At 62.2% G+C, this 13,096-nt stretch carries 10 protein-coding genes; 5 read left to right on the top strand and 5 right to left on the bottom strand.

Going from position 1 to position 13,096, the window contains the following annotated elements:
- Nucleotides 1-90: 90 nt before the first annotated feature.
- Nucleotides 91-2,937 carry an RNA polymerase-associated protein RapA gene (gene rapA, locus V3H56_RS06595; RefSeq protein WP_042731791.1) on the top strand — a complete coding sequence of 949 codons (2,847 nt, stop codon included), beginning with the start codon at nt 91-93 and terminating at the stop codon, nt 2,935-2,937.
- A 77-nt stretch (nt 2,938-3,014) separates the two neighbouring features.
- On the opposite strand, the gene V3H56_RS06590 is transcribed toward rapA, so the two are convergent.
- The 5 genes from V3H56_RS06590 to V3H56_RS06570 all read right to left on the bottom strand — a co-directional run bounded on the left by V3H56_RS06590 (nt 3,015) and on the right by V3H56_RS06570 (nt 8,763).
- Nucleotides 3,015-3,857 (bottom strand): cache domain-containing protein, encoded by an 843-nt coding sequence (locus V3H56_RS06590; RefSeq protein WP_042731792.1) that lies wholly within the window; start codon nt 3,855-3,857, stop codon nt 3,015-3,017.
- A 320-nt stretch (nt 3,858-4,177) separates the two neighbouring features.
- A complete protein-coding gene (locus V3H56_RS06585) occupies nt 4,178-5,332 on the bottom strand; it encodes an IS481 family transposase (protein ID WP_338474368.1) in 1,155 nt (384 codons plus the stop codon).
- A 467-nt stretch (nt 5,333-5,799) separates the two neighbouring features.
- Nucleotides 5,800-6,675: a hypothetical protein gene (locus V3H56_RS06580; protein ID WP_047736878.1), complete on the bottom strand. Its 876-nt coding sequence runs from the start codon at nt 6,673-6,675 to the stop codon at nt 5,800-5,802.
- A 106-nt stretch (nt 6,676-6,781) separates the two neighbouring features.
- Entirely contained in the window at nt 6,782-7,774 is a 993-nt protein-coding gene (locus V3H56_RS06575) for an NAD(P)-dependent oxidoreductase (protein WP_047736880.1), read from the bottom strand.
- 89 nt (nt 7,775-7,863) lie between these two features.
- On the bottom strand, nt 7,864-8,763 hold the full coding sequence (locus V3H56_RS06570) for a LysR family transcriptional regulator ArgP (RefSeq protein WP_042729848.1): 900 nt from the start codon (nt 8,761-8,763) through the stop codon (nt 7,864-7,866).
- A gap of 89 nt (nt 8,764-8,852) precedes the next feature.
- Between V3H56_RS06570 and V3H56_RS06565 the strand changes: the two genes are divergently transcribed.
- The 4 genes from V3H56_RS06565 to V3H56_RS06550 all read left to right on the top strand — a co-directional run bounded on the left by V3H56_RS06565 (nt 8,853) and on the right by V3H56_RS06550 (nt 12,992).
- Entirely contained in the window at nt 8,853-9,254 is a 402-nt protein-coding gene (locus tag V3H56_RS06565) for an ACT domain-containing protein (protein WP_338474367.1), read from the top strand.
- Nucleotides 9,255-9,259: 5 nt separating this feature from the next.
- Nucleotides 9,260-9,862: a LysE/ArgO family amino acid transporter gene (locus tag V3H56_RS06560; RefSeq protein ID WP_042729850.1), complete on the top strand. Its 603-nt coding sequence runs from the start codon at nt 9,260-9,262 to the stop codon at nt 9,860-9,862.
- A gap of 175 nt (nt 9,863-10,037) precedes the next feature.
- The gene (locus V3H56_RS06555) at nt 10,038-10,634 is read left to right on the top strand and encodes a Fe-Mn family superoxide dismutase (protein ID WP_042729851.1); all 597 of its coding nucleotides are present in this window, start codon (nt 10,038-10,040) and stop codon (nt 10,632-10,634) included.
- A 306-nt stretch (nt 10,635-10,940) separates the two neighbouring features.
- Entirely contained in the window at nt 10,941-12,992 is a 2,052-nt protein-coding gene (locus V3H56_RS06550) for an EAL domain-containing protein (protein ID WP_338474366.1), read from the top strand.
- The last annotated feature ends 104 nt before the right edge of the window (nt 12,993-13,096 follow it).

The raw sequence follows: 13,096 nt of genomic DNA, 5'->3' as shown, positions 1-13,096 counted from the left end.
TGCTGTCGAGGGGCCGTGTACGTAAATCCTTTGGTCTGAAGGATCATTCCGTTAAGATAACCGGCTTTTTCAAGGCGGGAGTCAGGCAGCATGGCGCAGCAGTATCAACCGGGGCAACGCTGGATCAGTGACAGCGAAGCCGAGCTGGGTTTAGGCACCGTTCTGGCACAGGATGGCCGCTTGTTGACCGTGCTCTATCCGGCCACTGGCGACACTCGCCAGTACGCGCTACGGAATGCGCCCCTCACTCGCGTACGGTTTTCGCCGGGCGACGTGATCACTCACTTCGAAGGTTGGAAGATGACCGTGCGTGAAGTCGACGATGTCGATGGATTGCTGGTCTACCACGGCCTCAACGGGCAGAACGAAGTCGTGACCCTGCCGGAAACCCAACTGTCGAACTTCATCCAGTTCCGCCTCGCCAGCGACCGCCTGTTCGCCGGCCAGATCGACCCGCTGGCCTGGTTCTCCCTGCGCTACCACACCCTGGAACACACCAGCCGCCAGTTGCAGTCTTCGCTCTGGGGCCTTGGCGGCGTGCGCGCCCAGCCGATCGCCCACCAACTGCACATCGCTCGCGAAGTGGCCGACCGCATTGCACCGCGCGTCTTGCTGGCGGACGAAGTGGGGCTGGGCAAGACCATCGAAGCCGGCCTGGTCATCCACCGTCAACTGCTGTCCGGCCGTGCCAGCCGTGTCCTGATCCTGGTGCCGGAAAACCTCCAGCACCAATGGCTGGTGGAAATGCGCCGGCGCTTCAACCTGCAGGTCGCGTTGTTCGACGAAGAACGCTTTATCGAAAGCGATGCCAGCAACCCGTTCGAAGACACCCAGCTGGCCCTGGTGGCGCTGGAATGGCTGGTGGACGACGAGAAGGCCCAGGACGCGCTGTTCGCCGCTGGCTGGGACCTGATGGTGGTCGACGAAGCGCATCACCTGGTGTGGCACGAGGATCAGGTCAGCCCGCAGTACGCGTTGGTCGAGCAACTGGCCGAAACCATCCCCGGCGTGCTGCTGCTCACCGCGACCCCGGAACAACTGGGCCAGGACAGCCACTTCGCCCGTCTGCGCCTGCTAGACCCGAACCGCTTCCATGACCTCAAGGCCTTCCGCGCCGAGAGCGAGAACTATCGTCCGGTGGCCGAAGCCGTGCAGGAGCTGCTGGACAAGGGCCGTCTCTCGCCGCAAGCCCACCAGACCATCCTCGGTTTCCTGGGCAACGAAGGCGAAGCCTTGCTGACCGCCGTCAACGATGGCGATGTCCAAGCCAGTGCCCGCCTGGTGCGCGAACTGCTGGACCGCCACGGCACCGGCCGCGTGCTGTTTCGCAACACCCGCGCCGCGGTGCAGGGTTTCCCGGAGCGCAAGCTGCACGCCTACCCGCTGCCGTGCCCGGACGAATACCTCGAGTTGCCGCTGGGCGATCACGCCGACCTGTACCCGGAAGTCAGCTTCCAGGCGCAGCCGGACGCCAGTGACGAAGAACGCTGGTGGAAATTCGACCCGCGCGTGGAGTGGCTGATCGACCAGCTGAAAATGCTCAAGCGCACCAAGGTGCTGGTGATCTGCGCCCACGCCGAAACCGCCATGGACCTGGAAGACGCCCTGCGCGTGCGTTCCGGGATCCCGGCCACGGTGTTCCACGAAGGCATGAACATCCTTGAGCGCGACCGCGCCGCCGCTTACTTCGCCGACGAAGAGTTTGGCGCGCAGGTACTGATCTGCTCGGAAATCGGCAGCGAAGGGCGCAACTTCCAGTTCGCTCACCACCTGGTGCTGTTCGACCTGCCTTCCCACCCTGACCTGCTGGAACAGCGGATCGGCCGTCTCGACCGGATCGGCCAGAAGCACACCATCGAGCTGCACGTGCCCTACCTGGAAACCAGTCCGCAGGAGCGCTTGTTCCAGTGGTACCACGAGGCGCTGAACGCGTTCCTCAACACCTGCCCGACCGGCAACGCCCTGCAGCACCAGTTCGGCCCGCGCCTGCTGCCGCTGCTGGAAGAGGCCGACGATGGCCAGTGGCAAGCGCTGATCGACGAGGCCCGCGCCGAACGCGAGCGCCTGGAAACCGAGCTGCACACCGGTCGTGACCGCTTGCTGGAACTCAACTCCGGTGGTGCCGGTGAAGGCGACGCGCTGGTGGAGGCCATTCTCGAACAGGACGACCAGTTCGCCCTGCCGATCTACATGGAAACCCTGTTCGACGCCTTTGGCATCGACAGCGAGGACCATTCGGAAAACGCGCTGATCCTCAAGCCGAGTGAAAAGATGCTCGACGCCAGCTTCCCGCTCGGCGACGACGAAGGCGTGACCATCACCTACGATCGCAACCAGGCGCTGTCGCGCGAAGACATGCAGTTCATCACCTGGGAGCACCCGATGGTGCAAGGCGGCATGGACCTGGTGCTGTCGGGCTCCATGGGCAACACCGCCGTGGCGCTGATCAAGAACAAGGCGCTCAAGCCTGGCACGGTGCTGCTGGAGCTGCTCTACGTCAGCGAAGTGGTCGCCCCGCGTTCGCTGCAACTGGGCCGCTACCTGCCCCCGGCCGCCCTGCGCTGCCTGCTGGATACCAACGGCAACGACCTGGCTGCCCGGGTTTCGTTCGACACGCTGAACGACCAGCTCGAAAGCGTGCCTCGTGCCAGCGCCAACAAGTTCATCCAGGCCCAGCGCGACCAGCTCTCACCGCGGATCAACGCCGGGGAAGAGAAAGTCGCCCCGCGTCACGCCGAGCGCGTGGCCGAGGCCCAACGCCGCCTGGCGGCCGATACCGACGAAGAATTGGCACGCCTGACCGCCCTGCAAGCGGTCAACCCGACCGTACGCGACAGCGAGCTGGTTGCGCTGCGCCAACAGCGCGAACAGGGCCTGGCGATGCTGGAAAAGGCGGCGTTGCGCCTGGAAGCGATCCGGGTGCTGGTGGCAGGCTGATTGCCACTGGCTGAAGGTTGCCTGGATTCACCTGTGGCGAGGGCGCTTGCTCTCGCCACGATATCCAGCGCCTCGCCTCACGGGCTGTAGTACCCCACCGCCACCAGGAAATGCCCGACCTTCCTCAGGTACGCGTGCTTGTCCTCGACCTTGCCCGTGACCGGGTTCTTCCAGCGATAGGCGTACTCCCCGGTCGGCTGCTTGCCGATCATGGCCAGGATCGGTTCGCCCACCGGCTTGCCTGCTGGATCCCTGACCTTGGCGAAATCGGTGTTGACCAACCGCAGATTGGTGCCGTGGGCGACATAGCGCTGGGTTACCAAATCCACCACGAAGACATACAGGTCATCCTGCAAGTACCCACCCTTGAGTGCGTTGATCGCCGTCAGCGTGGCTTTCTCGTTCTTCTGCAGGTCGGTGGAGGCCTTGTCCAGTAACGCCCTGGCCTGTTCGGCCGAGGCCCGTGGCAAGTAATAGCCGACCGCAAGGATTCGCTCGCCAACCCGCTGGAAGTACACGTGCTTGCGCTCGACCTTGCCGTCCGCCCAGTTCTGCCAGCGATACTCGGCCTGCTGGATACCACTGGCCTCGGGGGTCTTCAGGGCATCCTTGAACGCTTTGCGCAGGTCAGGCCCGAGCATTTCGGAAACGTCCCGCCCGATCAGCGCCGAAGAAGGCCCGCCACTGGCGAGCATCACGCCCCGAGTGTCCACCACAAAGACGTAGCGGTCCTGATCGACGAACTCTCCCTGGCGGCTGAACGCCGCAAAAGCCTTGTCGCCGTTATCGTGGTAATAGGCCAAGGCCTTTTCCAGCAACGCCCGGGCCGCCTGGCCGTCATCTTGCGTCGCGGCATGCACTTGCGTCAGCCCCAGTAACAACACTGCGCCCAGCCAGGCCATCTTGCGGAAACACCCCATACGCGCGCCCTCGTTCTTGTGGGTATTTCAAGAGAGTAGCTGGCATGAGCTGATGTGGAAGCATTCAGCAAAACACGGTGCAAACACGACACCGGCTGGGAGCGAGTTTGCTCGCGAAGGCGTCAGGCCAGCCAACATCTTCTTGACTGATCCGGCACTTTCGCGGGCAAGCCCGCTCCCACAAGGGATGGAAGGTGGACTTGATTCCCGCCGGCACCACAAGACCACTGTGGGAGCGAGCTCGCTCGCGAAGGCGTCGGGCCAGCCAACTTCTTCGTGACTGATCCGGCACTTTCGCGGTGTAGAAACGGACACATCCTTTACAATTGAAACCGGGGACATCCTTTACGTTTCTGTTGGCTTGAAAGGCGGCTTTCGCCGCTTTTCAGCCTACCTAAAAGGTAGCTGCAGAGGTAAACATCCCACACATCATCGTCCACTTCTTTGAGTCCTAGCGCCTCACCGGCCAGAGATTCGCTGACGAAAATCATCTTGCCTTTCCATTTCATCGACCCGTTCTGCCTAACCATGCGGATCGTCATGTCCGCCGCGTACTCGGCCTCAGGCACGCGCCCATCGTACTGCCGCTTTGATGGCTCATAGAGGTCCGCAGGAACTTTCATCTTTAGGGCCTTGTGAGGGCGCACGTAATTGAATTCCTGTCGAAACTGTTCGAATGCCAGCTGTTGCTCCACCAGGTTACGTTCAGGTGCATGAAGCAAAGCAGCCTTGAGTGTTCGATGCATGCGTTCGTGACGGCCATTCTGGTCAGGCCGCCCCGGCTGGATTCGCTCCGGATAGATCCCCAAACGTATCCACCACGCGGCCAGACTGGATATGCGTGAGATGCCGGTAGAGGCAAAAGGAGAGCCGTTATCTGTGCGGATTACGTCAGGTAAACCGTACTCCCGAAACGCCCAGTCAAATCCTTCGCGGGCACCGGCAACGCTGCCTTGTGCTCTGCACAGCAATAGAAATCGGCTGACGTGATCGGTAATGGTCAGAGGGTAACAACGTTGGCCGTTCTGAAGCGCGAAGTCACCTTTGAAGTCTGCGGCCCATGTCTGATTAGGCCCAGTGGCGTCACGCAGCGGATTTTTTCCTGCTGGCGGTCGATTGAGGAAACGGCGCTTTTGCACCAGACCTGCTCGCTTAAGCCACTCGCCTGCCGTGCTGACTGTGGGCCAAGACAGGTCTGGATGGTCGATCTTAAGGTTATGCACCAACTTCTCAGGCCCCCAGCTGTGATGCTCGCGCTTGTACGCGATCAGCAGCTCAAGTACCTCGTCGCTGATTTTGAAAGGGCTCGTATGCGGGCGCCGTGACAGCTCCTTTAGCCCATCAATGCCGTGCGCCTCGTAGCGTGCAAGCCATTTGTCCAAAGTGGGTCGGCTGAGCCCGTAGTGACGGGCCAGCTCGCTCTTGGAGTAGCTGCCTTGCAGCCAGTCGCCTATGAGTTTGATTCGTTGATCCATCGGGGACTCTCGATTCCAGGGCATGGTCAGGCACCTCCTGACCGTATTTATGCACCTGTAAACGATGTCTCCGGTTTAAAACGTAAAGGATGTCCCCGGTTTCTACCCGGGCAAGCCCGCTCCCACAAGGGATGGAAGGTGGACCTGATTCCCGCCAGCACCACAAGACCACTGTGGGAGCGAGCTTGCTCGCGAAGGCGTCAGGCCAGCCAACATCTTCGTGACTGATCCGGCACTTTCGCGGGCAAGCCCGCTCCCACAAGGGATGGAAGGTGGACCTGATTCCCGCCAGCACCACAAGACCACTGTGGGAGCGAGCTTGCTCGCGAAGGCGTCAGGCCAGCCAACATCTTCGTGACTGATCCAGCGCTTTCGCGGGCAAGCCCGCTCCCACAAGGGATGGAGGTGGACCTGATTCCGGCCAGCACCACAAGACCACTGTGGGAGCGGGCTTGCTCGCGAAGGCTTTACTGGGCGCGAGCGCTGAGTTGCTGTTGCAGGTGTTGGATCTGCGCTTGCAGGGTGTTGATGTTGCGGGTGACCTGGCCGCGGAAGGCGTCGAATTCGGCGGTGTTGCCGCCGTTGTCCTGCTGGCTCTTGAGAACGATCACGTCCTGTTCCAGCCGTTCGAGGGCCGAGTTGGAGGTGGCTCGCTTAAGCGCCGTGATGTCGGCGCCGATACTCTTGAGCTGGGCATCCAGCGCTCCGCCCTCGCCTTGGTTCTTCAGGGCCGTCATTTCAGTCGACAACGCCTTGACCTGGGCCTGGAGCTCCTTGTTGGCAGCCTGCAACTGGATACTGGTGTTCTGCTGCTCAGTGGCCTGGGCAATGAGCTGGGCCAGCTCCTTGTCCAGGTCGGCGGACGGACCGAACGTGGCCTGCTGGAGTTTGTACTGCTCCTGCAACTTGCTGTCGAACTGCCGAGCCTGGTCCTGGAGCTTGCCTTCCAGCTGCTTGATCTGCAGCTTCAAGGCTTCGCTGTCGCTCATGACATTGGATTGCCCAGCCACCACCTTGCCGGAAATATCCTGCAGCCGCCCTGCCGCATCCTCGCTGATGCGCGCAAAACTTTCCTGGGTCGCCACCAGCTGCTGTTCCATCAGGGAAATCTGCTGGAAGCTCCACCAGGCCAGGAAGCCGAACGCACACACCAAGGCGCCGATCAACGCCCACAACGGCCCGGTGCTGGGGCCCTTGACCTTGGCTGCGGCAACGGCTGCCGGCCGCGCCTGCGCGTGGGCCGGGCGGTGGGTCGGGAAGTCATCGTCATCGGGGATGTCGGCGCGCATCCGCAGGCTCGGTACATCGTCGAAGTCGTCGTTGGCATCGTTACGCATGGGCATGGTTCAACCTTTGGGAAACCGGTGATGACTGGGTGCGGCGAGTATAACCCCCTCGCCCGCCGCACCGATTGACCCCGAACCCGGCACTCGGTTCATGACGGGCCGATCAGCGGGCATCCTGGGCTTTGTACCAGGCACAGAACTCATCGAGCGCGGCCCACAGGCTGACCTGGGGGTCGTAATCGAGATACTGCCGAGCCCGGCTGATGTCCAGGGTGAAGTGCCTGTTCATGACCTGCATCCCCAGACGTGACAGCGTCGGTTCGGGGCGGCCCGGCCATAATCTGCAGAACCCTTCGTTCAGGGCGGCAACACTATAAGCCAACCCGTAGGAACGGTAACGCCTGACCTGTGGGACTTGCATCTGGCGCATCACGTAATTGACCACATCCCACAGCGGCACCGGAGCGCCGTTGCTGATGTTGTAGGCCTTGCCCAAGGCCGAACCGGTGACGAGCAGGCTGCTGAGCAACGCCTCATTGAGGTTCTGCACGCTGGTGAAATCCACTTTGTTCAACCCATTGCCCACAATGGCCAACCGCCCCTTGCGCTGCATCTTCAGCAGGCGCGGGAAAATGCTCATGTCGCCGGCACCGGTGACAAAACGCGGGCGCAGGGCCAGCACTTCGAGGCCGAACTCCTGGGCACCGAACACCTTCTGCTCGGCCAGATACTTGGTGGCGGCATACGGGTGCTTGAAGCGCTTGGGCACTTGCTCTTCCGTCAACCCGAGGTGGTCACGGCCGTCGAAGTAGATGGACGGCGACGACAGGTGGACCAGCCGCCGAACCTTCTGCTTGAGGCAAGCCTCGACGACATTTTCCGTGACCTCGACATTGCCCTGGTGAAAATCCTGGTAACGCCCCCACAGCCCCACAGAGCCGGCGCAATGCACCACGGCCTCGACATCCACGCACAGGTCACGCGCCAGCAGCGGATCGCTCAGGTCTCCCTGGACAAACTGCGCACCGCGACGCACCAGGTGCTCCACGCTCTCGGCCCGGCGACCGTTGACCCGTACATCCAGGCCCTGCTCCAGGGCGAAACGCGCAAAGCGCCCGCCGATGAAGCCGCTCGCGCCGGTAACCAGAATTTTCATGAATGCTCCTTGGAAGGGCGGTTACGAGCGTCAAGCTACAACAACCTGCCCATTTAACTGTGCGTCGCTTGCGACCTGTTGCTTGACGTCTAGGACGGCGCCCAAGGCACCAGCCATTGCCGGGAGGAACGGATCAATTGTTCGGTCAACGCACCGAGCAACTGCCCACCATTGCGCCAATGATGCCAGTACAACGGCACATCGATCGGTTTATCTGCCAGCAAGTTCACCAGCGTGCCCTGGGCCAGTTGTTCACGTACCTGCAATTCCGGCACCAGGCCCCAGCCGAGACCGGCTTCGGCAAGGCGAATGAACCCTTCGGACGACGGGCACAAATGGTGTTCGAAACCGCCTTCGACGCCCAGGGACGCGAGGTAGCGGTGTTGCAGGAAGTCGTCCGGGCCGAACACCAGGGCTGGGGTGTGGGCCAGTTGATCGGCGCGCACGCCGTCGGGGAAGTACCGGGCGATGAACGCCGGGCTGGCCAGCGCGCGGTAACGCATGGCACCCAGCAGCACGCTGCGTGCACCGGCCACCGGACGCTCGCTGGCGCAGACGCACGCCGCCACTTCGCCCGCACGCATGCGCTTGAGGCCGACAGTCTGGTCCTCCACCACCAGGTCGAGCAGCACATGCTGCCGGGCGCAGAAATCGCCCAGCGCCGCCGCCCACCAGGTCGCCAGGCTGTCGGCGTTCAAGGCGATGCGCAAGCGCTCGGGCAGGCCTTCTTCATCCAGCGCCGGCACCAGGCTTTGCAGGTCTCGCTCCAACAGACGCACTTGCTGCACGTGGTTGAGCAGGCGCCGGCCGATCTCCGTCGGCGCCGGTGGCGTGGCACGCACCAGGACCGGTTGGCCGACGCGTGCCTCCAGTAACTTGATCCTTTGGGAAATGGCCGATTGCGACAAGCCCAGCACCTGGGCCGCCCGCTCGAAACCGGCCTGCTCGACCACAGCGGCGAGGGCGGAAAGCAACTTGTAGTCGAACATCAGTTTTCCTAATGAGCAATCAGCAGGATTGGTTTTTCTTATACAGCGCCCCACCGGACAATGGCCAGCATCATTTGAAGGAGCGAGCCATGCCTGGCGAAACATCATTGACCACCCTGATCCGCAGCCTGAGCCCGCAGCTCAATCACGGCGACTACGTGTTCTGCTGCCTGCCCGACGGCCAGGTGCCGGCCGGCATCGAGATCATCGGCAGCTTTCTCGAACGCGAGGGGCTGACCGTCATCCTGGAAAAATCCCAGGCACAGCAGGCCGGCCTGGCCTGGGACTACGTCGCCGCCTGGATCACCCTCAACGTGCACTCGGCGCTGCAAGCCGTAGGCCTGACCGCCGCCTTCGCCACGGCCCTGGGCAACGCCGGGATCAGTTGCAACGTGATTGCCTGCTACTACCACGACCATCTGTTCGTCGGCCGTGACGACGCCGCACGGGCCATGGACGTGCTTAGGCAACTGGCCGCCAGCGGGGAGTGACGAACATGTGGCAAAGCTATGTGAACGGATTGTTGATGGCCCTCGGGCTGATCATGGCCATCGGTGCCCAGAATGCATTCGTCCTGGCCCAGAGCCTGCGCCGCGAGCACCACTTGCCGGTGGCCGCCCTGTGCATTACCTGCGATGCGCTGCTGGTCGCGGCAGGCGTCTTCGGCCTGGCAACGCTGCTGGCCCAAAGCCCCTTGCTGCTGTCGATCGCCCGCTGGGGCGGCGCCGCCTTCCTGCTCTGGTATGGCAGCCTGGCGTTGCGCCGGGCCTGTTCGAAACAAAGCCTGCAACACGGTGAGAACCAGGCCGTGCGCTCCTTGCGGGCGGTATTACTCAGCGCCCTGGCGGTGACGCTGCTCAACCCCCACGTGTACCTCGACACCGTGCTGTTGATCGGCTCCCTCGGTGCCCAGCAGAGCATGCCCGGTGCCTACGTGATCGGCGCGGCGAGTGCGTCGCTGTTGTGGTTCCTCACCCTCGCCTTCGGCGCCGCACGGCTGGCCCCGTGGCTGGCTCGCCCCGCCACCTGGCGGATCCTCGACCTGCTGGTCGCGGCGATGATGTTCACCGTGGCCGGGCAATTGATCGTCAGTGGCTGATTATTCCAAACCGCTCTGGAACCTCTATCCCACACAGTTGTTGCGTGGTTATGCCGCACCCCCGGTGCTATGATCCGACTCCTGCGCCGCAAAGAGTACAAACTCCCCGGCGCAAGTCGGGCCGCCCGTGATCGGCCTTGCGCTCACCGCAACTGACCTGATTAGGAGAATCACCATGGCTTTCGAATTGCCGCCGCTGCCTTACCCACACGATGCACTGCAGCCGCACATCTCCAAAGAAACTCTGGAATACCACCACGACAAGCACCACAACACCTATGTCGTGAACCTGAACAACCTGGTACCTGGCACCGAGTTCGAAGGCAAGACCCTGGAAGAAATCGTCAAGACCTCCTCGGGCGGTATCTTCAACAACGCCGCTCAGGTCTGGAACCACACCTTCTACTGGAACTGCCTGGCGCCAAACGCCGGCGGCGAACCTACCGGCGCACTGGCCGAAGCCATCAACAAGGCCTTCGGTTCGTTCGACAAGTTCAAGGAAGAGTTCAGCAAGACGTCCATCGGCACCTTCGGCTCCGGCTGGGGCTGGCTGGTGAAAAAGGCTGACGGTTCCCTGGCCCTGGCCAGCACCATCGGCGCCGGCAACCCGCTGACCAGCGGCGACACCCCGCTGCTGACCTGCGACGTCTGGGAACACGCCTACTACATCGACTACCGCAACGTTCGTCCGAAATACGTCGAAGCGTTCTGGAACCTGGTCAACTGGAAATTCGTGGCCGAGCAGTTCGAAGGCAAGACCTTCACCGCCTAAGCCCGTAGCCAGACCAAAGAACCCGGCACCTTGCCGGGTTTTTTGTGCCCGGCGCCAATGGCCGGGTATCGATCGGCGCCGGGGACACCGTGCGCCTTGAGCACCAATAAAAATTCCCGCCAGGCCTCAAGTTGCGCTCCCTTGCAACCGACACAATGGGCATAGAGCAATCACTCTGAAAGAACCGTCCATCGGCCATGTTTATCGGCGAAAACCCTGGTGTTTGATTGTCCCTTTGACTGACATCACAGGATTGCCAATACTCATGGCAACTTGACGCTACCGCACGGAACAAGGAACCACTCTTTGAAGCTGGAACTCAAGAACAGCTTGTCTGTGAAGTTGCTCCGGGTCGTGCTCCTCTCGGCATTGATCGTTGGCGTGCTCTTGAGCTGCGCCCAGATCGTGTTCGATGCCTACAAAACCAACCAGGCCGTCGCCAACGACGCCCAGCGTATCCTCGACATGTTCCGCGATCCGTCGACCCAGGCCGTCTACAGCCTGGACCGGGAAATGGGCATGCAGGTGATCGAAGGCCTGTTCCAGGACAAAGCCGTACGCATGGCCTCCATAGGCCATCCCCGCGAAACCATGCTCGCCGAAAAAAGCCGTGCCCTGCAGGCGTCCGAAAGCCGATGGCTGACCGACCTGATCCTGGGCAAGGAGCGCACCTTCACCACGCAACTGGTGGGGCGCGGGCCCTACAGCGAATACTACGGTGACCTGAGCATTACCCTCGACACCGCCACCTATGGCGAGAGCTTCATCGTCAGCTCGGTGATCATCTTCATCTCCGGCATGCTTCGGGCCCTGGCCATGGGCCTGGTGCTGTACCTGGTCTACCACTGGCTGCTGACCAAGCCGTTGTCGCGGATCATCGAGCACCTGACCGAAATCAACCCCGATCGCCCCAGCGCCCACAAGATCCCGCAACTGCGCGGTCACGAACATAACGAGCTGGGGCTGTGGATCAATACCGCCAACCAGTTGCTCGAATCCATCGAGCGCAACACGCACCTGCGCCACGAAGCGGAAAACAGCCTGTTGCGCATGGCCCAGTACGACTTTCTCACCGGTCTGCCCAATCGCCAGCAATTGCAACAGCAACTGGACAAGATCCTGGTGGATGCCGGCCGCCTGCAACGTCGGGTGGCGGTGCTGTGTGTCGGGCTGGATGATTTCAAGGGCATCAACGAGCAGTTCAGCTATCAGACCGGCGACCAGTTGCTGCTCGCCCTCGCCGACCGGCTACGCGCCCACAGTGGTCGTCTCGGTGCCCTGGCGCGACTGGGGGGCGACCAGTTCGCCCTGGTCCAGGCCGACATCGAACAGCCCTACGAGGCTGCCGAACTGGCCCAGAGCATCCTCGACGACCTGGAGGCGCCGTTCGCCCTCGATGACCACGGGATCCGGCTGCGGGCGACCATCGGCATCACCCTCTTCCCCGAAGACGGCGACAGCACCGAGAAACTGCTGCAAAAAGCCGAGCAGACTATGACTCTGGCCAAGAGCCGCTCGCGCAATCGCTATCAGTTCTACATCGCCAGCGTCGACAGCGAGATGCGCCGCCGCCGCGAACTGGAGAAAGACCTGCGCGAGGCCCTGATCCGCGAGCAGTTCACCCTCGTGTACCAACCGCAAATCAGCTACCGCGACCTGCGGGTAGTGGGCACCGAGGCCCTGATTCGCTGGCACCATCCCGAGCACGGCCTGGTGCCGCCGGACCTCTTTATCCCGCTGGCCGAACAGAACGGCACCATCATCGCCATCGGCGAATGGGTGCTGGACCAGGCATGCCGGCAACTGCGCGAATGGCATGACCAGGGCTTCACCCAGCTGCGCATGGCGGTCAACCTGTCGACGGTGCAGTTGCACCACGCGGAGCTGCCGCGGGTGGTCAACAACCTCCTGCAGATGTACCGGCTGCCGCCTCGCAGCCTGGAGCTGGAAGTCACCGAGACCGGCCTGATGGAAGACATCACCACCGCGGCCCAACACCTGCTGAGCCTGCGCCGCTCCGGCGCACTGATTGCCATCGACGACTTCGGGACCGGCTATTCGTCCCTGAGCTACCTCAAGAGCCTGCCGCTGGACAAGATCAAGATCGACAAGAGCTTCGTCCAGGACCTGCTCGAAGACGAAGACGACGCAACCATCGTCCGGGCGATCATCCAGCTCGGCAAGAGCCTGGGCATGCAAGTGATCGCCGAAGGCGTCGAGACGGTCGAGCAGGAAGCCTACATCATCGCCGAGGGCTGCCACGAAGGTCAGGGCTACTACTACAGCAAGCCGCTGCCGGCACGGGAACTGGGCGCTTACCTGAAGCAGGCGGAGCGCAGCAAGGCCTCCATCCTCTGATTCCTTGATCCATCACAGCCTTCAACATTTCCTACAACGGTTCCGCGCCGTTCTGTCGGAGTGGTCCGAGACTGCGATCGGCATTGATTAAATAAGAAATATTT

It is taken from the genome of Pseudomonas sp. MS646 (assembly GCF_036693845.1).
Classification (GTDB): Bacteria; Pseudomonadota; Gammaproteobacteria; order Pseudomonadales; family Pseudomonadaceae; genus Aquipseudomonas; species Aquipseudomonas chlororaphis_E.
The sequence above is the reverse complement of the archived record's forward strand: the minus strand, read 5'-3'. Positions and strand labels throughout refer to the sequence as shown.

What these genes read in the sequence shown, in the direction of transcription:
- V3H56_RS06590 (WP_042731792.1), bottom strand. Translation starts at nt 3,857, where the DNA reads ATGGGGTGTTTCCGCAAGATGGCCTGGCTGGGCGCAGTGTTGTTACTG.
- V3H56_RS06580 (WP_047736878.1), bottom strand. Translation starts at nt 6,675, where the DNA reads ATGCCCATGCGTAACGATGCCAACGACGACTTCGACGATGTACCGAGC.
- rapA (WP_042731791.1), top strand. Translation starts at nt 91, where the DNA reads ATGGCGCAGCAGTATCAACCGGGGCAACGCTGGATCAGTGACAGCGAA.
- V3H56_RS06565 (WP_338474367.1), top strand. Translation starts at nt 8,853, where the DNA reads ATGCCTGGCGAAACATCATTGACCACCCTGATCCGCAGCCTGAGCCCG.
- V3H56_RS06575 (WP_047736880.1), bottom strand. Translation starts at nt 7,774, where the DNA reads ATGAAAATTCTGGTTACCGGCGCGAGCGGCTTCATCGGCGGGCGCTTT.
- V3H56_RS06585 (WP_338474368.1), bottom strand. Translation starts at nt 5,332, where the DNA reads ATGGATCAACGAATCAAACTCATAGGCGACTGGCTGCAAGGCAGCTAC.
- V3H56_RS06570 (WP_042729848.1), bottom strand. Translation starts at nt 8,763, where the DNA reads ATGTTCGACTACAAGTTGCTTTCCGCCCTCGCCGCTGTGGTCGAGCAG.
- V3H56_RS06555 (WP_042729851.1), top strand. Translation starts at nt 10,038, where the DNA reads ATGGCTTTCGAATTGCCGCCGCTGCCTTACCCACACGATGCACTGCAG.
- V3H56_RS06560 (WP_042729850.1), top strand. Translation starts at nt 9,260, where the DNA reads ATGTGGCAAAGCTATGTGAACGGATTGTTGATGGCCCTCGGGCTGATC.